The following is a 20,697-nucleotide window of genomic DNA, read 5'->3' on the forward strand; positions in this document are numbered from 1 at the left end:
GTCTTGGAACTTCGAATCCTGTAGCATCGGAGACTTTCGATGCAGGAGACACTCGGTGCGTCTGTGACGCCAACGGTGGCTCACCACCCCCTTCAATGTCGTTCTCATTTGTTTACTGAAGGTTTATGGCCTCGATTCCGTTTACACCAGAATAATTCGCGCCCTCATTTCTTTCTGTAGGGGTGCAAAGTCCGGAAACTTTTTCCATAGCCAAGCTCCCCTCTTCTGCAGGACTATGTGTTAACATAGAAAAAAGGCGGAACTTTTTCGCTCGATTTCTTGTCTAATAGACTGACCGGGTAGTGGCGCCCGGAAGGAGCGTTTGCCAATTGGATACGGTACATAATCTGGTGCGCAAATCTCAGCAAGGGGACGCCAGTGCCTTTGAATCGCTCGTCACCATGTATCAGGGTCGTATTTACGGACTCAGTTATCACCTGACGGGCAACCATGATGACGCGCAGGATCTTGCTCAGGAAGCTTTTATCCGCGCTCATTCTGCCTTGGGCCGCTTTCGTGGCGATGCTGATTTCGGGACCTGGCTGCATCGCATTACCGTAAACACCTGGATAAATCTCCAGCGTAGTCGAAAAAAACATAATTTCGTATCCCTTGATGAGCCCTACGAGATGGAAGACGGCCAGGTTCAGCGGGAAACAGCGGCCGCCAGTGACAATCCGGAAGCCTTATATGAGGAAAAGGAATTCCGCCAGTTGGTCCGCCACGCCTTATCGGAACTCACGGAAGAACATCGCGCCGTTCTGGTGCTCCGAGATGTTCATGGTTATTCCTACGATGAGGTGGCGCGGATCCTGGATTGTACATTAGGCACTGTGAAATCACGCATCAATCGAGCCCGTTTGGTCATGAAAGAGAAGCTGACTTTCCTAGCGAAACGGAGCGGTTACGCTATACCCTTTGCAATTGATAGGCAGGGAGGTGACAATGATGGACTGCCGGCAAGCAAAAATGCTCGCCCTTGATATGAATGAACTGTTGTCCGGAGACGAACGGGCACAGTTCGAATCCCATCTGCATCTGTGTGACGCTTGCCGAACAGAGCAGGCGGAATGGCTCCGCATATCGCAAGCACTGCGTTCGCTGAATGAACCGATAGCGCCGCCCGCCGGTTTTGTGCAAGCAGTGATGGAACGGATCCACCCGCCAAAGTCCTCCCTTTGGTTGCGCATGGGCGCAAAGGGACGCCAGATGGTTGCAGGCGCCGCAGCCGCAGCCGCACTGGTCCTGGCTTCTGCCGGAGTGTCTCCGCTTCTTCATTCGCAACCGGTCAAGATCGCCGATAACACCGGGCCTGTACAGCCTTCTCCGGTGTCACCGAATGCGGAAAACGGAGGCATTGCGTTACCGGCGCCCCCTGGGGGAAGCGGCGCAGCCCTGCCAGAACCCCAAGCCTCTGCGGACGGGGAAAAGGTCGAATCAACCGACCGCGCCGGTGTTGAAGCGCTTGCTCCGTCAAATCGCGCCGTTCCGTTATCCCCTTCGGAAAAGGCTTCTCCTCCATCGCCGCGATCCGGCGATCCTGCTGACAACAGGCTTCAAATGGCCGCTCAACCGGATAGCGTCGAGTTTTTAAGCAAAAAGCGCGAATTGATGAGCACCTTGGTGAAGGTCTCTGTCGCCGATTTGGCTGCCGCCAAAGGGAAGATCGCCGATTTCGCCGGTGAGTACGGAATTCAGCCCGAGAGTATCACAGCGCAGAACACGGACAACCAGCGGATCGAAATTTTACGCTACGTTTTACGACGGCAGGAAGCGAATCCGTTCATCAACCGCTTTGCGTCGTTAGGTGAATTGACGCAAAAGAAAACGGAGACCCAAGACATCACCGCACGCTTCGAAACGGCTATTGAACAGCGCAAGATGCTGATCGCCCAACAGGAGGCAGCCCGAGATGCCGGACAGAAACAACAGTTGGCTCTGCAAATAGTGTCACTGGATCGGCAACTGCGCGACTGGGACAGTGAGTCGAACGGACATGTGGTCATCGTCATGGTAGAAGAAAAAGGGACCCCCTAAGGGGTCCCTTTTCGTTGCCTCGCGCCGTTCCTCGATCAGCCTTGTGTCCGGAAGGCGCCCGTTCCGCCCGGATACCTCTGTAGCAACCCTGAGGCAGCCATATCGCCGATGGCAGCCTCTTTTCCGCGCTGACCGTTACCAGCGAAGGGTTGCTGTTCATTTGAAGGAATCGTGACTTGTCGCCTCACAATCCCCCCGGTATTCCGGTTCACACTGACAAACTGCACTGATTTTTCCTCTGCCTCCGGCTGAAAAAACCATGTGAAACGGCCTCTCGCATCGATGGGGATAAAGGATCGGCTGCTTCCCTTGAAACGATAGGCGTAAAGGGCGTCGCCTGAGGTTTGTCCGATGATATAAAACTTGTCCTGGATATAAAACGAAGTCACTTCCAGTTTCGGTTCTAGCGTTCCCGCGATTGTCTGCGCAAGGGCCGAGACGAGGACCTTTTGTTGACCTTGTTGGGTGAAGTCAAGGGTAAGCGCCTCATCTTTCACCAGGTCTTCCGGCAGAATCGGCACCCCGTTTTTCGCCAACAAGGAGTGGGAGCTAACCTTGTAGGTGAAACCGTCTCTGGTGGTGAGCGTTCGTTCACCGGGGTCATAGCGGGAAAAGACCGTCTTAATGCCATTCTCCGACTCGATGACATCAATCTCTTCGATATCACGGCTATCGGTGATATGCACCCATGCCCAATTTCCATTGGTCAAAACGGTGGTATCGGTCATTACGCCCCAGCGATTGATTTTCACCGATGGCGTCAGCCGGTACGATTGCAGGCGATTGAGCGTGTCTACCAGATAAATGAGGTTCTGTTCCCGGCTGACGTGGACAATCCGGCCCCAGCGGATTTTATCAAAGGCGTTTAATTCCACGACTTTGTCTTCTCCAGGGAGGATTAGGGCAACGACCTGATCGCCAGGATGGAGGTCTCGCAGTGTTGACGGTTCTTCATTCCGATACACGGCGCCACCCGAAACCAGATGATAACGAGCGCCGCCCTGCAAAGAAATCAGGTTTTCCAATACTTTTACGTCATTGAGTACACCGGTGACAGTTTTGCGCTGTGTCACCATGTGCAATACCTCTCCCGTCGTCGGAGACAAAACCAGCCGGACAGGAAGGCCGGGCAAAAACCGATCGCTTCCCTGCCCCGCCGGGAAGGGGATGTCCATACCTGCCGTTTCATCCGGTTGATCCTCATAGGTGTAAACGATTTCCTTGGACAAGGGGAAGGATTGATGGGACGGCAACAGGCGAAGGGTTCCTTTTTCCCTATCGATGCCCTCCAGGCGACCGTTGACTTCCCGGTAGCCTACATCCATTGTCCACAGTGTCTGGCTGGAGGGATTGACCATGCCGGTTACCTCCACGCCCCGTGGTATTTTAGAAATGTCTGCCTTACCGCCGTTGATGCGCGCTTGCGCCTGTGGATGAAGAAAGTAGCCGCCCTCTCGAAACTTTGGATTCGTTTCGATGACCAAGCGTTGATCGCCATCTTCAATGGTTTGGATGCCACTGGCCTGCCAACGGCGAGAGATGAGGACGCTGTTATTTCCAACGCGATAAAGGTCAGCGCCTGTCAAAGGGTTGGCGGCAGGCTCGCTGAGCCGGCGTCCATCAAGGATCATCACCGTCTGGGAACGGGAAAGATGCAGCCGCCTTCCATTGTCCAATTCGATTTGTTCATTCGCCTGTCCCGTGATGAATCCGTCGTAAGCCGATTGACCGCAGACAAGAGCATAATCCTGGGCGGGACGCGATGCGCCTTCCACTGCGCTTTGCCCGATCCGGTTGCCGTAGACGCGAATCGTGTAGGTTCCGCGCACCGGAGAAGGTATGTAAATTTGCTCCACGTTGTTCGTTGAATCGGGAATTGTGCCTAAAAATTGATTTCCTTTATACCCTTTGCTGTCAGGCCCAACGACGGAGAGATCCAGGTTATTTACCAAGGTCTGCTCGGCTTCTCCTTGGGCAGCCGGATCGGTCCATGCCAGCGTGATTTTGAGCGGTCTTTTCTCATCGGTGACAGTCACGCGATAGGTTTTCGTCTCGCCTTCACCTGCGCCGGTCTGTTCTTCTGTATAAAACCAGCTGCGTTCTCTCAGTGGCATAATCGTTCCTGTTACGTCAAGAACGCCGAATCCGTCCTTGGTGGGCCCCTGCGGTCCGGTCCGCGCGCCGTTGATCAGGAGCGCCTTCACCAGCGCTGCTGACGGGTTGCCGGTTTTTCCGGCATCCTCTGCAACCAGGTATTGCCGCAACAGCGCTGCGGAACCGCCGGTGACTGCAGCCGCCATGCTGGTTCCCTGCATGCGGGTGTATAGGGGGTTAGCTGGAAAGTTGCCTTCCGTCAGGCTGGACTTGGGCGCGATAATCGAAGTGCCCGGCGCAAGCAGTTCCGGTTTGATGCGACCGTCTTTGGTCGGACCCCGGCTGGACAGTTCGGATGGCGTTCCCGTTGAAAGGAGGTTCTTTTCAAAGGCCGGGCGCGGGTTTTGCACCGCTCCTACCACCAGCGCGTTTTTGCTGTTCGCCTCAGCTGTAATTGTCCCCGGACCGGGGCCTCCGTTTCCGGCGCCGTAGATGACCAAAAAGTCCGGGTATGATCGGATAAATCGGTCCGCCTCCGCCGCCGTTCTTCCGTAGTAATTTTTAGGGCTCCCCCATCCGTTGACGTGGATCCGGGCGCCTGCCGAATAGGAGGGCGCAAAAAGCCTTCCCAGGGGCGACGGTGGTAGGAGCCTTCCGTCTTTATCGTTGATCGACTGGATATATAAACTTGCTTCCGGGGCGATACCCTTATACTTTCCGCCGGAAGCGGCGCCGTTTCCGGCGATGATTCCAGCCATATGGGTGCCATGACCGACCTGATCGCGAGCCGGCTCATTGTTGACCCATGATTTCAGCATCACGATTTTCGGATACTGGCCAGGGTCATTGCGAAAATCGGGGTGAAGTGTATTCAGATTGCCGCTATCGAGTCCGCTGTCCGCCAGAGCGACAATCTGGTTTTTTCCGGTTAGACCGAGGTCTGTGATAAAGCCTGGCGCACCGACTGCCGTAGCCCCTGCCATGTCGCGCGCCCGGTCGCTGAGCAGTTCGTAAGGGGGCGCCGGTGTGTCCAAAGGCGGCTTGTCCGCCCTTGTCGCGAAGAGCAATGCCAATAGGGCGAGGCAAAACAGAAAGACTCTTTTTTTTCGGATCGACTCGATACGATGATATCGAATCGCCGTCACCACCTTTTCCATTTTTGCTGGAAGACGGCTTTCATGAACAAGGGCAGTCGGACCTGTCGCTTCAACCTTGATGGTTGTCCCGCCAGGCGGTACAACCATTCCAGATGAAGTCTGCGGATCCAAAGCGGGGCACGTTTCACTGTTCCCGAAAAAACATCGAAGCTCCCACCGACACCAATGGCCACAAGACCGTTCGCCCCTTCTTCGCACAAATCGAACCGCAATACCCGATCGATCCATTTCTCCTGACGCGGCGCGCCAAAGCCAACAAACAGCAGGTGCGGCCGCAACCGCCGCAGGTCATCGAGGATCGCCCTTTCCTCCTGTTCGGAAAAATACCCGTGGTAGCAACCGGCAACAGCCAGTCCTGGATACTGCTCCGATAAACGTCTGGCCGCGCTTAAGGCAATCCCCGGTTTTCCGCCGATAAAAGCGCATGTCCACCCTTCCCGCGCCGCTGAGGCCATCAAATGACCCATCAGGTCGATGCCGGTCACCCGTTCGGGAACAGCTTCACCCAAAAAGGAAGAGGCCCAAACAACCCCGATTCCATCGGCGGTCACCAGGGCAGCTCGTCCAAGAATGGCCTGCAAGTCGTCATCATGCATGGCGCTGTATAGAATTTCCGGATTGGCAGTCACCACTTGATGACAACCGCCTTGACGGATCAATGCAGAGATCCGGAAGGCCGCCTGATCCAGTGTCAACGAATCGACGGGAGAGCCGAGGATGGATATTCGCTTGCCTGCTTGCTTCCCTTTCATAGTCCCTCTCACAATGCAATAACGTTGTTAAGGCTGCGCGCGTAATCTCTGATCGGACAGCCTTTGGCCGTTCCACTGTTCGCTTATTGCCTGGTTTCCAATAACTCCATGGCCATTCGAGCCGTCTCTTCGGCTCTCTCTTTCAGGCGCGCCGCCCAAAAGCTCGCTTTATGGCATTCATCGTCATAGTTTTTAATGATGCGGTCCACTTCTTCGATGAGCGTGTTTCCACTCAAGGGGTGGGTCACTCCAAATACCGGTCGCCCCGTATCCTCAAGAAACCCGGTCACCTTCGGATCATAGGAGATGCCGATGACGGGAACCCCCAGGAGAGTTGCAAACATCAAGGCATGAAGGCGAACGCCGACGAGCAGGGATGCTTCCGATACGATCTCCAGGGCGTTTTCAAAATGCAATCCTCGTGAAACCACTTGCGCCTCGGAACGGCCCAGTTGTTCAGCCATCGTAATGGCAAACTCCCTATCCTCCCCAGCGTGAAGCGGCAAAAAGGTCACCCGCCATCCCCGGTCAATGAGATGGCGGGCCAATGCTAGACAGGCTTCCTCCATACCCTTCATTTTCCGCCATGGTCGGAGGCAAAAAACCGCCTCAGGAACGAGCGGCTGCGGTCTATGGCCCGATTGTTCCGGCACGAGGGCGAAAACAGGATCGCCAGTGACACAAATCTGCGGATCTGTTACTCCCATGGCTTTCAGCCTGCGGGCCGATGCCGCGTCCCGCAACGTAATCAGATCCACGCGGTTGGAAATCAAGCGAATCAGCCATTTTCCGAAGTTGCGCTGGACAGGTCCAATTCCCTGGGCGTAAAACATCACTTTTTTTCTCAGAAACAAGGCAAGGGCGACAACGAGAAGATAGTAGGGGATGGTGAGGCGGCCCGTAACGTCCTGTAGCAGGCTGCCTCCTCCGCTGATAAAGAGATCCGCCTTCCACACGACGGAAAAAACTGCAAATGGGTTGTAGCGGTGCACAGCATGCACGCCATGATCCTTCCGCGTCAATGAGGGATTACCGGAAAGAACGATAATACGCACATTGGGTTGCAATTTGCGCATTACGATGATCATGGCCTTGAGCAGCGCCTCATCTCCCGCGTTCTCGTAGCCATAATAACCGGATAGTACAATCGTCGCCACGGGATCCCTTCCCTCACGCAGGATTCGTCAACCTAGGCGTATTTTACCACGATTGAATTTATATTGCCAACGTTCGGATCCTGCGCCTTGTCCAGCCGTGCTAACGCACTGTGCTCAACAGGTTATAGATCACGGTTGCCGCCTCGGCCCGGGTAGTCGCCCCATAGGGATCGAACATTCCGCCTGGCTTTCCGCGGAGCAATCCCGCCCGCACGGCGATGGCCGCATCCTCCCGCAGTTCGGGGGCTACTTCATTCCAATCGGATAAACTCCCAGGATCAGCGCCGCCTCCGAAACCAAGCCTTCCGCGAGTCGCCCGTCCGATCCAGGCGGCCATATCCTGACGGCTGATTGATTCGTAGGGACGAAAGACTCCGCCTCCTTCTGTGATCACACCGCTTTGCATGGCCTGCCGCAAAGCACCGGCAAACCAATCGTCGGCCCGGACATCCTGAAAGGGCGGCGCCCCTGGCGGTGAGACGGCGTTTCCACTGGCTCGCATGAGCAAGGCAAGGAACTCGGCGCGGCTCATCGTTTTGTCAGGCTCGAAAAACCGTTGCGCCGTTCCGTTGATCAATCCCTGCCCCGCTAACACCTCAATCTGCGGTTTTGCCCAATGGCCTATCGTATCCACAAAGGGTGATTGCGTTCCACCCCCGTAGTAACCGTAGGTCGGGTTGAAGGCAGGCCCCGCTCCGTATGCGCCCGTAGCGCCTGTAGCGCCGTAAGCGGGGTAACCAGTATAACCGCTTCCGTACTGCGCCGGATTATAGGAGGCGCTCCCACTGCTGAAGCCGGCGCCATAGCCCGGACCGAAGCCAGGCGGGTAGCCGGCGGTAAGACCGGAGTTTCCCGCGCCAGGGACCTGGGTTGAACCGGGATACACTCCCGGTGCGCCGGCGGGCGATTCAAACAAGGCGTAGCGCCCGAACTCGGTTATCTTGGCATGCACGGCCCGGTTGACTGTATTGACGGTGCTGGGCAACTCCTGCCAGTAGCTTCCGTTTATGTAGTAGATCTTGAGAGAAGCCGGGTTTGAAACCCGCCAATAGTCATAGTAGAAGGTGATATAGGCGGGATTATCAGAGGAAAAATTGTTGTTCGTATAGCCGTTGCTGGAATAGAGGGAGTACCGGACGAGATCGAGGATATAGGCCGTTCCGATACGTGACTTGCCCAGCGGCGCTGACGTATTGTCTATATACTCGCGTAAGCCGATAGCGGTTCCTTCGTATTCATCGGTGCGGTGGATGTATTGGGCCGGAATTTTCAACTCCAGGTCGCTGGTGCTGATCCGAACGCTGCCATCTCCATAGTTCTTTAGGGAACCGCCCGCGAAAGCCACGTACCTGTTTTTTTCCGTCTGGATGTGCAGATCAGAAACATCCACATCACCGGCGCTGATCAGATGGATATCAGAAGACGACACGGAGTTCTTCAATGCTTCCCCGATGGTGTCAGAGATGACGGAGCGATCTTTGGCGCGGGTCGTGCTGCTGGCGCTGCCGCTGCTCCATACCTCCGTCCGTTCGCTTCCCGTGTCAGAGCGGCTGCTTTCCCGCGCCGCGTCCACGCCGTTGGCCGATTTGTAGGCGCGCACATGACGGATGTATTGCGTGTCCGGCTTTAAGCCCGACTCCCGGTAGTAGGTCTGGTTGGCCGACACCCTGCCGATCAGATTATCATCGTCGTCGTAAATCTTAAACCCGGTCTCTCCGTAGGAGTTGTCCGTCCAGGTCCAAAGGATTTCACGGGTTCCCTGGCGGGTCCCTTTAAAATCGCTGGGAGCGGCCAGTTCATCAACCGTGATATCTTTGCGGCTCGATACAGTGAGCCGGTCATTGGCGGGAATCACCGTAGCGACGGCCAGTGAATACTGCCCATTGTCGAGCGCCAGCACCTGACTGTAACTCGTCTGACCGCTGCGATAACTTACGGTGGTCAATTCATTGCCTGACGCGTTGTTCTTGTAATCCAGGATTTTAAAGGACTGAACGGCGTCGGCTGCAGTGGAATAGGTCCAACTTACTTTGACGCTGTTCTGGCCCTGGATGGCCACCCCGGTGATTGCCGGCACACCATAGGCGGCTTCGGCCACCGTTACCGCTGCAGCAATGCCGAATGTAGCACCGCTCTGCCCTGCCGGAACAGGAGGACTGGACACGATCATCCCGAACGCCATGATCAGCGCAAGCAACAGGCTGACTGTTTTTCGGGTCCGCACAGACATCACCCGCCTTTTAGTGCATGTTCATTAAACGATCCCGGTAGTCCTGCTTCATCGTATTTTCCAGGAAATCGATCGATTTCATGAGCATCGTGGCGGCCTCAGCCCTGGTGATGATATCGCCCGGGCGGAAGTAACCGTAGGAGTCGCCGGCGACGATCCCCAATTCCTGGGCCACATAGACGGAATCGCGAGCCCAGGGGCTGATCTGCCCGTCATCGTAAAAAGGCAACGGGCTTTGCCCTGAGGGGGCCATGGTGGCCAGACCCAGGCCGCGGACGATGAGTGTCGCCGCCTGCTCCCTTGTCATCAACCCGTAAGGGTCGAACCGGGTCACGCTGGTCCCTGTCATAATCCCTTTCTCATAGGCCAGCTTCACTTCGGCGTAGCCGTCGCTCTGCGAGGTGAGGTCGACAAAGGGAGCGCGCTCTGTCTCCCCCTTGTTCTTTGTTCGCGGCGCACCGGTGGCGCCGTTGTACCCGGCCGTCGATGTCGCTGTCGTCGCCCGTTTGGCCGTCTGTTTCTCCCCTGGCGGCGGCAGGTTTGGGTAGCCGGCCGTATAGGCGATCATGCCGGTGGGACCATCGGGGGAGAGAACGCCCAGGGCGCGCACAAAGGCGCAGGTGAAATCAAGCCGTGTGATCGGCTGGGTCGGTCCGAAGAAACCGGACTGGGAACCCCATGCCTTGAGCCCGGCCAAGCGCTCGATGTCGGCCTGCGCCCAGTGATCGCGAATGTCCTCATAAGCCGGAACATACATCCGCGCGACCTTCGGCGCCGACTGGAGCGCCCACTGCAGGTTGCCCCGGTTGCGTCTGGCGTTGTCGTTGTTGTTGGGGAGATCGTAGTCGGCCAGGATCGACGAATCGCCCAATTCGTTGATCAGATAGCCGCCGCTAAAACTGATGTTGACAGGATCGTTGCCCTGATAGACAAATTGCCGGTCTGTCGAAAGGTTGACGGTGTAGTCGACCTGGCCGTCCCAGGCGGACGTCAGGTTTGTCGCGCTGTTGGTGGTGGAACTTCCCGTCGTGGAAGGGGTGTACTGCAGGATCTGGGTCATGCGCTGTGTTTCCGACCGGCCCCAGTTGTGATCATAACCGACGGTGTTGCCCGAGACATCCACGACAAGCCGTCCGGCAGTCTTGTTGACACTATAGATCTTTCGCCCTTCCCAATTGCCGCTGTAGTAATTCACAACGGGATGACGATCGACAATTTGGGACTTGTTCAGGCGGTAATCATCCAGTTGGTATTTGACGCCGTTCAACTGAACGGTTTCGCTGAACTTATCGATCTGGGAGGTGCGGACAGCCTGGCTTTTATCTTCCCGCTCTGAACTCACCTCCACAAAGGTGAGGGAACGGCTGAGTTTGTTGGTTCCGCCGTCATCAGCCAGGGTATAGGTGAATTTCGTTGTTGTCGTATCGCCTCTCCCGGGGCTGATGGAGACTTTGAACTTGCCTTTCATCAGTACCGGCGTCCCAGTCAGAAAGACGTACTCCTGGTAATCGTACTCGTTGGCGATGCCGCCCTGGGCGGTCAAATGGCTTGATTCCGCCCAGGCGTTTGAGACGACGGACATGAGCAGCGCGATGCAGCCCAGAGCTCCGAAGAAAAGCTTTTGTCGGATCCGGCAAACCATGGCTTTGTTCACGATGGGAACCTCCTATTGCCGGAATATAAATCGGGCTTCCCCAGTAGCGGCGTCTCGGACCAGGTAACAGGTGTCCCCCGCCCGCAGGCGGGTGAGATCGCTGACTTTCCGGTTGTCGATGATGGCTGCCTTTTCCACATCCAGTGATAAAGTGACCGGGTTGGGCGACCAGCGGTGACTGACATCAGACCAGTCGCGGACCTGATCGAAGATGATGCTTTTCGTGGAACTGTTGACGCTCTTGATCCGCGCCAAGGTGGTTCGTTCTTGTGGCGCCTGATCCGTTGCCGGCGCATCGGCTTCCATAATGATCACCAAGGGACGTTCATTTTGGATATAGGCGTAGAGGAACACATCATCAAACTGACCCGATTGTCCCTGGCTCAGGAAATCGGCCACCGGGAGGCGAGTCGGCAGCACACCTCGATTGTCCATAATGACCGTGTCATAAGTAGGTTTCATCTGGATGCTTCCGCCGTCGGTGACGAAACCGCTCCATTCGTTGTTGCGCATGCGGCTGTAGATGTAAAGCTCCACTTTGCCTTTATCGGTCATCGACTTGATCGTCCCCTGGACCAGCCCATCTGTGCCAACCGGCGCCGGAACGAGGTCTTTGTCGACGACGATCAGCGCCGCCCTATAGCCGTTGCGGGAGCTGTCGGCGAAGGCCAAGATCGGATCGCCTTCACTCAACTGGGCGGGATTGACGAGGCGGCCGTTGCGAATGATGATGGTCGATGCGTCTAGACCCAGGTAGCTTCCGTCGTTCTGGAGACGCAAGCTCCCGCCGTAAACATCCAGTTTGCTCACACGATCATTAAAGGTTTCCGTCGTTCCTTCCAGAACGGCCATTCGGGTGGCAGACAACATGTCAAAATCGTTGGCGGCGCTAAAGATGACAGTCTGTCCACGGCCAAAACGTTGAAACTCCTCTTTGGACACCGGTCGGCCGTTCACGATGACAGCGCTCATCTTGGACAGGCGAATCTGCCGCTGCGCCGTCTGGTCTGTCCAAATCCCGGCGTCATAGCGGCTCACGCTACGGATTGTGGCTGTCTGTGCGATGGGATTGATATAGGTGACCGTTCCCCGGTAGACACCCTCCGCTTTGCGGTTTTGAACCGGGATTTCGATGACTGCCACCTCGGTTCCCTGGTAGTCATTAAAACGCAGGGTTACCGGATCGCCGATGGTCAGGTCATCCAAACCGGCCAACTCCCGCCCCTGACGAACTGCCACACCGGGCGCGAAGGAATAATAGGCTTCCTTACCCTGTTCATCGACGATGCGAAGCCCTTTTGATTCGACAGCCGTGATTCGCCCCTGGCGAACTTTGCTTTCTGGGGGGATCGCCCCCGGTTCCGCCACCGGCAAGTGGGCGTACAGAACGGTGATCCGGTTTCCCGAGGCCTTCCCCTGCACATAGGCGCCTCTCGGGATCAACTCGATCCGGCGTTCTTCTCCGTTGACCCAGACTTGAGCGCCGGGGGCCAGTTCGGCGTGGCGCCGTTTTCCCCAGGGATCAAGCAGGGTGAGCCGGTTGTTGGCGGTATCAAGGTCCACAAGGGTTCCTTCAATGGCGCTGGAATCGGCGAAAACGCGCAACAGATACGCTGAGACGCCGCCTTCCGCCGGGAGGGTATAAAGTTCCCCCTGGTCTCCGGGCTCTAATGCGGTCGCGTCAGTGGGCCCCTTTTTCCAGACAGCGATCCCCTTGCCCCAGGGATTCTCTTCATCAGCACCCCGGATCAGCAAGGCTGTCTTTTCTCCTGCAGGACCAACCAAGTGGATCCTGCTGCTGACAGGATCGCCGGGACCCGTCCCGGTTTGGTCTATGTCACTCACATTGACAGAGATCACCGGCTGCCCCCGATTTTCAAGGGACTTAGTAAGACCTTGCGTGAGCATCACCGCGCCGTCTACCCGTTTCAAGGTCTCACGGGGCCGGAGGTACAACTGGCCGTTCTCGCTTTTTCCCCCGACGAGACCTTCACGTAACGCCGCTTCCATATATGGGACGGAATTGACGTTCAATTGGTTCCAGTCAGCAAAGTTCAACGTGTTGGCAGCGTCATTCTGCCGGGGAACGAGTTGGGCCGCTTTGGCCGTCCATACAGCCATCTCTTCACGGGTAATCGGATCATCCCAGTTTCCCGTGATGGGCCGAGGCCGGCTCTGTTGTTGACCGGCAACGGTAAACAGCCCTTTTGACGCTGCCACATCGAGGATCCGGCGTCCCCAGTGAGTCCAGGGATCGCCCTGCGCCGCTCCACTCCCGCTTTTTTGGATCTCCGGCATCCAGCCGGCCATTTGGGCGATACCGAGCAAGGCATCTCGTTTGGACAGGGGATCATCCGGTCGAATCCGCCGTTCGCCGTCGGGCACAAGCAAACCGTGGGCGCCAGCCAAAAAGAGGTGCTCTTCCCCCCAATGGCCTTTTGCGTCAGAAAAGGCGCCATTCAGTATCAAACTTTGATAGTTGGACACGCCCTCCATCTCGCCGGGAAGCGTCGCTGCTCCAGCGATCGTCGGTATGACTGCGGAAAGCGCCAGGAACAAGGCAAGGCAGATGCTCCCGATCTTTTTTCCCATTTCTCCTGCACCTCTGTTTCGTAGGGCCTTTGTTGTTCGCTCTGCGCGACCGCTAGTCAGCGAATACAGCGTAATAACCGGCTCGGGAGATGGCTGCTGAAACAGCGACAGAATCGGCATAGCCGTCGACCTTCTGCCAGGTGCGGGTTGCCCCGTCATAGTAATACATGACCGGACGCCGCCCGTAGGCTGCCGGCTGGTAGTTCAGGGTGAGCGTGATCGCTTGCCCATAAGCCGCCGGTGTGAAGGTCTTGCTGTCTTTCTCATAGGTCAATTGGATCTCATAGACCGAGGAAATGGGTTGCCGGTATCGATTGAGCATCAAGGCTTTTTCCGCTTCCCTCGGCGGCGCCGGTCCCACCTGTACCGTAGAGTGGCTGTCGGTCATGGAACCGGCGTTGTACTTGAGCGACAGCGGCGGCAGCAGGACCTTCCAGTCGCCGCTGTCAAGCAGAACAGGCTGGGAAAATCCTTGCGCTTCGGGGCTGAAGGTTACCGCCTTGACTTTTGCCGCGCCCATGGCGCCGGTGCGGAGGTCGTAGTATTTTTCAACAGATTTGCGGAGGATCAGCTTGGCTCCGCCCGGCATAGTGACAACTTGTGACTCAGGCTGTTCAAAGCCGGACCAGCCTTGTTCGTCTGTCGTTGTCGCCGACGCCTCGTCTGACCAGGGGCCGGGTCCGGCCGTAGAAATGGCGCGCACACGGAACCAGTACTTCGTATTCGACTGCAATCCCTTGACGATGACATAGACCTGATCGGCTTGCACATGCTCCGGGGCGACGACCTCGTAAAGCCTGTAGTTGCCCCGTTCCCCTTCCGACATCTGCACTTCATAGGCCGTCGCCATGTTCACGGCAGGCCAACTGACGCGAATCCTGTCCCTGCTCAGCGCCTTCGCCAGGATTTCCGGCGACTCCGACGGAAGACCGCCTTCCTTGTAGTAGGTAAAGCCGGAGGTCAGGGTGTGGCTGCCGCCATCGCTGTTCGTCACGGTCACATCGACAGCGACCTTAACATCACCGTCAGGGATGGCCGGTCCGGCGGGAACGACCAGTTGAATTTCGTTGGTGGTGATGTTTTTAACGGTGGCCGCCGTGCTGCCGAAGGTTACCTTCGCGTTAGGCAGGAAACCGCGGCCCTTGATGACGGCGGCGATCCCCCCCGCTTGCGGCCCGCTGCTTGGTTTGATCGATTCGATCAGCGGCATCTGGGAATAGGTGAAGGCTTGTGGGAGCGTTCCCTGCCCTTTGTCGGGGTTGATGACGATTACGTCCACCTTGCCTGCTTCATGGGCCGGAACGCGGACCGTCAGTTCTGTCGGCGTTAGGCTGATCACCGTGGCTTCGGATGTGCCGAAGTAGACCTTGGGATTTTCGTTGTTTTTGACGATAAAGCCCTTGGAGCCGGGTCCACTCGTCGAATCGGCTGTTAACCGGGCCGTGATGACTGCGGTGATGTTCCCCTCGATCGGCGATTTGGCTGGTGTGATGCTGACCAGTTGCAGCGCGCCGGCCTCCCGGGTGTAGGTGATGCTTCCTCTGCCAACGCCGGTGGTGCTGGTGCAGTCAAGACGATTGATGGCCAAAACTTCCACGTTCAGCGAATCGACATTGTCGCTAAGGGGATAGGCCGGAATGACCACATCGAAAATCCATTCATCGGTGGCGCTGTTGCCGGCCTGGATCAGGCGCACCGGTTCTCTTGACATGTCCTTGGCGGGATCGACGGGGTAATTGATGTCTGTATTCGCATCGTTCGGGGAGACGGTGATCCCGCCGAAGGAGAAGTAGGGCCACTGCGTCTTGTCCCGGTAGTCGATCAGCAGGTTGGTCATGCGAATTCGTGCGGTGCCGCCGCCCTTTGCGGAAAAGGCGTTCGGTTCAATCGATAGGATTTTCGGTCCCTCTTTGTCCTGGAAGATATGGAACTTGCGGCTCCACTGGGCCACTTGGGCGTCAGGATTGTAGACCCGGACAGTGAGCCAATTTTGCGCCTCATTCTGGGCGTTGTAAAGCGCGGTGAGATTGGGCGCGGTGACCCGGAAGACACCTCGCTTTGTCGTCGAGTCATAGCTGACGAGTTCGACACCGTCCCCGGCGTCGGAGCCGATCCTCGTGTTGGAGACATCGTAGGGTCCATCGCCCGGTTGCGTTCTTCCAGGAACATCATTGCCGAAGCGAACGATCATGCCGTCTTGAATGTCCACTCCGGTGATATAGATGGTGGGACGTGGCGTGTCGTCGACATCGGCGCCGCAGGGTGAGACGGACTCAATCTGCGGCGTCGACCGGGTTATGGTGATCGTCTTCGATACGATCGCCCCGTCAGAGCGCAACACCTGGAGGTTGACCGATTTGGATGTTTCTCCGCTGGCGAAAAACCCCGGATCGGTCGAAGGCGATGTAAAGGCGATCCGGGAGGTCGTCGGCGTCTCGGTGAAGGAACCGGCGGCCACTTCCTTGCCCCCGATAAAGACGCGAGGCCATTTCGTCGCATCGCCTTCGGTCCCGGGGACGAAGAAGAGATTCCCTTCCAAAATCACTGATTGGCCGCCCACGGAGCGCAACGCCGCCGGCGGCGCCTGGGCGTTGTCGACCCAGACGGTGGTGAGGATCGGCGAGGCCGAATCGGATGCCGGCAAATACTCAAAATCGTTCGGCGCCGAGCCTACAGATTTGACAGTGGGGTTGACGACCGTCACCTTGTACTTGCCTGCTGACAGCGGAGGGACGCGGAAGGACAACTGGGTATCTATCGGCGCAGCGTTGAACTGTGTGACCTTGACGCCGCCGACATAAACTTCCGGCGCCGTCCCAAAACCGCTTCCCTTAATGATCACATCTGCCATGGGAAGACCCGATTCTTTGGAAGGACCGAAAGCCGGCGTGATCTGTCCCACCGTCATCGCCGGAGCCACATAGGTGTCAAAGGGATACCATGACGCCGTGTCATCGGAAAACTGCAGGATCACTGTCATGTTCTTTCGCGTCGGAGGGCTGGGGATGTTGGGCAACTGGAAGGTGATCAAGTTATTGCTGAAGGAATAGGTCGCTGGGTCAGGCGCCGGCGTTGTCGTCAAGTCAAGGGCCAGTATCTCATCCAGGTAGATCCTCGATAACAACCGCCCTGAACCGCCGGGCTGGAAGTTTGTGCCTGTGACGAAGATATATGGCCTCGCATTGGAATTGGCCGGTCCGTAAGGCGGGCTGACATTTGTGATCGAAGGGGGGTTGGGCCTTTGTTGCAGGATAATCAAGTCCGCCAGGTTAGAGGCTGTTCCGTCAGGGTTGACGACAACGACCTGGGTTTTCCGGGGGTTTACGGGCAAAACCTGATTTAAATCCGTATAGAGGAAAGTCTGGGTCACCGACTTGAATTTCACATCCGCATTATCAATAAAACTGGATGTGGCCGGCCAGAAACCCATGAACACATAGGGGGGATCGGCAGCCGAGTTTCTGAAGTTTTGCCCTTTGATCAATACGTCTTTACCGTTGTCGTTTGGCACCTGGTTCGGGAACAGGGAATCGATCTGCGGACGGGTTGCCCCCCGGTTGACGATTTCGATCGCTTTTGGCAGGGTAACCTTCTGACCGTCCGGGTTTTGAACGACAATGTCAGCATAATAAGGGCCTTGTCCGGTAAAAGTCGCAGCCGGGATCAGCGCGCCTGTTCCGTTGACCCGCATCTGACTTAAATCTGGCAGCCGAAAATACAGTTCCGACGACACCACATAGGTCGACTCGGTCGAACTGGTGTCGGGGACGTAGGTCTCTTTTGTTTCGGTTATGTAGGTATTCGTTCCATCGGTGTATTGAACGGCTACCTTGGGCTGTAGCCAAAAGTCAGGATCCGTCTCCGGGTTTGAGCCGGCAAACTTGACGCGATAGAAGTCCTGGCCGTTTTTCAATTTGATGATGTGATTGCCCCGCCAGTCGAAGACCTGTGTCGGCGCTTCAATGATGTTGCTCAGATTGGCGCGATAATTGTTGGCGGTCGGATCGATTTTACGCGTATTCCATCGTTCAGCGTCGCTGGCGCTGTGGACGAGGCTGGGGAAGTCGGGGACACTCAGGAAGCGAAAGCCGAGTCGACCGGTATTTTGACCGAAGGTCAGGTAGTTGTTGTTGAAGTCTGTCTTACTCGCCCAGGTGACCGATTGGGTGACCGTTTTCGCGCCCTGGCCTGTTCCCTTGGTGATCGTGATCGGCACATCGACCGGCAGGGAGGACAGCATCGCTGCGCTGAGGGTGACTGTCATCTTCCCGTTGGCCCCGTCGACCTGCAACAGAGAGGAACCGGGGGCAAAGGTGTAACTGCCGATCTGTACGGTCATCCGGTCCTGAACAAAGCCGGATCCCGTCAATTCAATGACCGCTTTTTTCGCGTTGCGGTATACGGTGTCTTTTTCGTGGGAAGCGCGCTCTTCCGGCTTCGTCGGATCAGGAACCTGGTTCGCCGCTACATAGGTGACCGGTCTGTCGTTGATGGACTGCACGGTCACATCGCTGATCAGCGGCGGTGTTTCATCATTATAAAAGTAGATGTGGGAGTCGAGTTTTGACCGGCCGTAATCGCTGACGATCCAGCAGTAGACCTCCTGATTGGGCGGAAGCGTCATCCCGGTCTGGAGGCGAATGCGGATCGACTCCGCTTGTTTATCAACGATGATCGCTTCGTTATTGCCAGGGCTGGCCAGCGCGCCGCGTATGCTGTCTTCACTGGCGTTCGGTCCGCCTGCAAAAATCACCCGCAGCACATCCCGGTTGTGGTTGTCTGACAAGATGCCGCCAAAAGCCTGCGCATTGCCAGTGATTTCAATGTCCTGGATATCCGCCGCTGAGGTGGGGAGTTTCAACCAGATTTGCCCGTTGGGTGCTGGCAGGTTCATTGTCAATGTATTGTTGTCTCGATGGTACGGATCGGTCCACAAGGTGACGTTATGGGGGTTTGAGGACACGTGGTCGCTTCGCAGCAATGCGACGGGCTCAAAGCGCGACGTCTTGTCGACAATTTCTCGATCAATAAAGGCGATCCATTCCGCGCCAATTTTTTGCAGTTCATATTGCCGGCCGCGGATAATCAGGTAGTGCCCCGTCGCCGCCAGCGACTTCGTCGTGCCGTCGGGGAGATCATAGCTTTCCAACTTGTTTGCCGCTACCGTGACTTTTACCTTTGAGGCGCTTTGCTGGGCGCCATAGTATTGGAGGGAAACGGCATCGGGTTCATCGGAAAGGGGTTCCGCCGTAACCCCGGACAGAACAGGGGGATCATACCAGGATCCCGTTAGCCAGAAGGAACTGTCGGGGTTGGCCGTTTCCGTAATGATCGTAGTGACGCCGCTGTTGGTATATGTAAGCACACGCCTTAAACTCAACGAGTAGGCGCCATCCGGCATGGCCGGCGTGTAGAAGATGATCTTGCCACCGGTGCTATCGCTGGTGATTTTAGCGAGATAATTGGTTGGGGTGGGGTCGGCGCTTTGCACCTGATACCGTGTTGTACTGAAATAAACCTCTTGACCCGACACCTTGGAAATATCCGGTTCATCTTGGTAGTTATAAAAATATAAATTTACAAGCGAAGGAGAATTCGCGCTGGCAGATGGCGGGGAAAACCAAACCCTCGTCGTCTTGATCCGGAAGTGAAAGGCGTCGGCAATGGAGCGCGAGCTTCCGTCATTCCCAACGAATACAGCCGTTAGATCCTGGTTATGAAGCGTACTCGGCAGCGTTACCGTGCCGGAAATCAACGAATCTGCGAGCGGTCTGGCAAGAGTTACCTCAGTGCGGACACCTGATGAATCGGCCAGGTATAACCGGCTCACATCGGTAAAGCCACTTCCATAGACGGAAAAGGTGACACTCACATCAGAAGCGTTGTTGCTGACAGAAGGGGCGCTGTAGGTAAATCGCTCAATCTGGGGAGAAAAGGGGGCCGCTTGCGCCGGTGGATGAGGAATGAGTCCGAACAACATGACGATCATCAGCAACAGTGCGATCGTTTTGTGCATTTTTTTATAACACAACACTTTACTTCCCCCTCGCTTGTTGTCAGGGCTGTAGGGATGAATACATATGTTAATATAAAAGGACTACAGTTTGGCGTGTAGTCCTTTCGTTTTTCATCGTATCGGCCTTATGAATTGCTTAATTGCCCAACCACGTCCATTATAGGTGGCTTAAGGAAAGACTGTCAATCCGACATCCATTTGTAAAAGAGGGAAAAACTGCCGTTGTCTTAACCCTTCGCGGAAATCCCGTGCAACAGCGTATTTGCCAGGATGTCTGTCGTCTTTTCCGCATCAATCCGTTCGTCCCGTTGGACAGCCGAATGCCCCACAGCAGATATGGCTCCTTGAATGACCATCGTCGTTACCTCCGCAGAGGGCGTTTTGACCTCTCCCGACTGAACAGCCGCTTCAACGAGCGATTTTACCCACAAGAATTGTCTCTGCCGTTCCGCAACGATCCACTCATAGACGCCTCTGTCGATGTTGGTGTATTCCTGAACAATAATCCGGGCGACCGGCGCCGACTTGTTCAAGAAATCGAGGTGGCTCTGCATCAGTGTCCTCAATTTTCCTTCGAATGATGTCTCTGACAGGACCGCCTCGGTGACATGGTTCCAGTATTGCTCGTAGCCGTACTTGAACATTTCCCCGAACAATTGCTGCTTGCTATCAAAGTACTCGTACACGGTCCCTTTGCCAACGTCAGCTATCTGGGCAATGTCTTCGATTTTAGCGCAGTGATACCCTCTCCGGGAAAAAACGTTTACAGCTGCCAGCAGTATTCGGGTCCGTTTGTCAGTCTCACCTGGGATCATTCAGCCGTTCCCCCAGTTGCCCTCGCTGGCGGAACTCCATCAGACGCCCAGCTTTGTCCCGGCAGCCCTTTCATTCGCCTGTTGCCCATTCAATCTGGTGCCTCCTTTTTGGCCGACCGAATGGTCAGTCAGACTAATTATAGTTGTCGTAGACAAAACTTGTCAATCGTTATAATAAGCCGGGGTCTGCCGA

Annotated in this window: 10 protein-coding genes; 2 read left to right on the forward strand and 8 right to left on the reverse strand. The window is 56.2% G+C overall.

The genetic code is table 11. The features are described 5' to 3' along the window. Nucleotides 1-329: 329 nt before the first annotated feature. A complete protein-coding gene (locus GTO91_RS07385) occupies nt 330-983 on the forward strand; it encodes a sigma-70 family RNA polymerase sigma factor (RefSeq protein WP_161257140.1) in 654 nt (217 codons plus the stop codon). Beyond that, the gene (locus GTO91_RS07390) at nt 949-2,037 is read left to right on the forward strand and encodes a hypothetical protein (protein ID WP_161257143.1); all 1,089 of its coding nucleotides are present in this window, start codon (nt 949-951) and stop codon (nt 2,035-2,037) included. The genes GTO91_RS07385 and GTO91_RS07390 overlap by 35 nt, the downstream gene beginning before the upstream one ends. A gap of 35 nt (nt 2,038-2,072) precedes the next feature. Here GTO91_RS07390 and GTO91_RS07395 read toward each other — a convergent pair whose 3' ends face one another. The 8 genes from GTO91_RS07395 to GTO91_RS07430 form a co-directional block, all read right to left on the reverse strand. Then, nucleotides 2,073-5,165, reverse strand: coding sequence for a S8 family serine peptidase (locus tag GTO91_RS07395; RefSeq protein ID WP_161257146.1), 3,093 nt, complete (start codon nt 5,163-5,165; stop codon nt 2,073-2,075). 107 nt (nt 5,166-5,272) lie between these two features. Continuing rightward, entirely contained in the window at nt 5,273-6,040 is a 768-nt protein-coding gene (locus GTO91_RS07400; protein ID WP_161257149.1) for a WecB/TagA/CpsF family glycosyltransferase, read from the reverse strand. Nucleotides 6,041-6,123: 83 nt separating this feature from the next. After that, nucleotides 6,124-7,197 (reverse strand): polysaccharide pyruvyl transferase CsaB, encoded by a 1,074-nt coding sequence (gene csaB / locus GTO91_RS07405; RefSeq protein WP_161257152.1) that lies wholly within the window; start codon nt 7,195-7,197, stop codon nt 6,124-6,126. Between the two features lie 100 nt (nt 7,198-7,297). After that, the gene (locus GTO91_RS07410) at nt 7,298-9,421 is read right to left on the reverse strand and encodes an S-layer homology domain-containing protein (protein WP_161257154.1); all 2,124 of its coding nucleotides are present in this window, start codon (nt 9,419-9,421) and stop codon (nt 7,298-7,300) included. A 16-nt stretch (nt 9,422-9,437) separates the two neighbouring features. Then, entirely contained in the window at nt 9,438-11,081 is a 1,644-nt protein-coding gene (locus tag GTO91_RS18620) for an S-layer homology domain-containing protein (protein ID WP_161257157.1), read from the reverse strand. A 12-nt stretch (nt 11,082-11,093) separates the two neighbouring features. Continuing rightward, entirely contained in the window at nt 11,094-13,673 is a 2,580-nt protein-coding gene (locus tag GTO91_RS07420) for a hypothetical protein (protein ID WP_161257161.1), read from the reverse strand. A 52-nt stretch (nt 13,674-13,725) separates the two neighbouring features. Beyond that, entirely contained in the window at nt 13,726-19,704 is a 5,979-nt protein-coding gene (locus GTO91_RS07425) for an IPT/TIG domain-containing protein (RefSeq protein WP_161257164.1), read from the reverse strand. Nucleotides 19,705-19,916: 212 nt separating this feature from the next. Beyond that, on the reverse strand, nt 19,917-20,504 hold the full coding sequence (locus GTO91_RS07430; RefSeq protein WP_161257166.1) for a TetR/AcrR family transcriptional regulator: 588 nt from the start codon (nt 20,502-20,504) through the stop codon (nt 19,917-19,919). Between the last annotated feature and the right edge of the window lie 193 nt (nt 20,505-20,697).

Origin of the sequence: Heliomicrobium undosum (genome assembly GCF_009877425.1) — a bacterium.
Lineage (GTDB): Bacteria > Bacillota > Desulfitobacteriia > Heliobacteriales > Heliobacteriaceae > Heliomicrobium > Heliomicrobium undosum.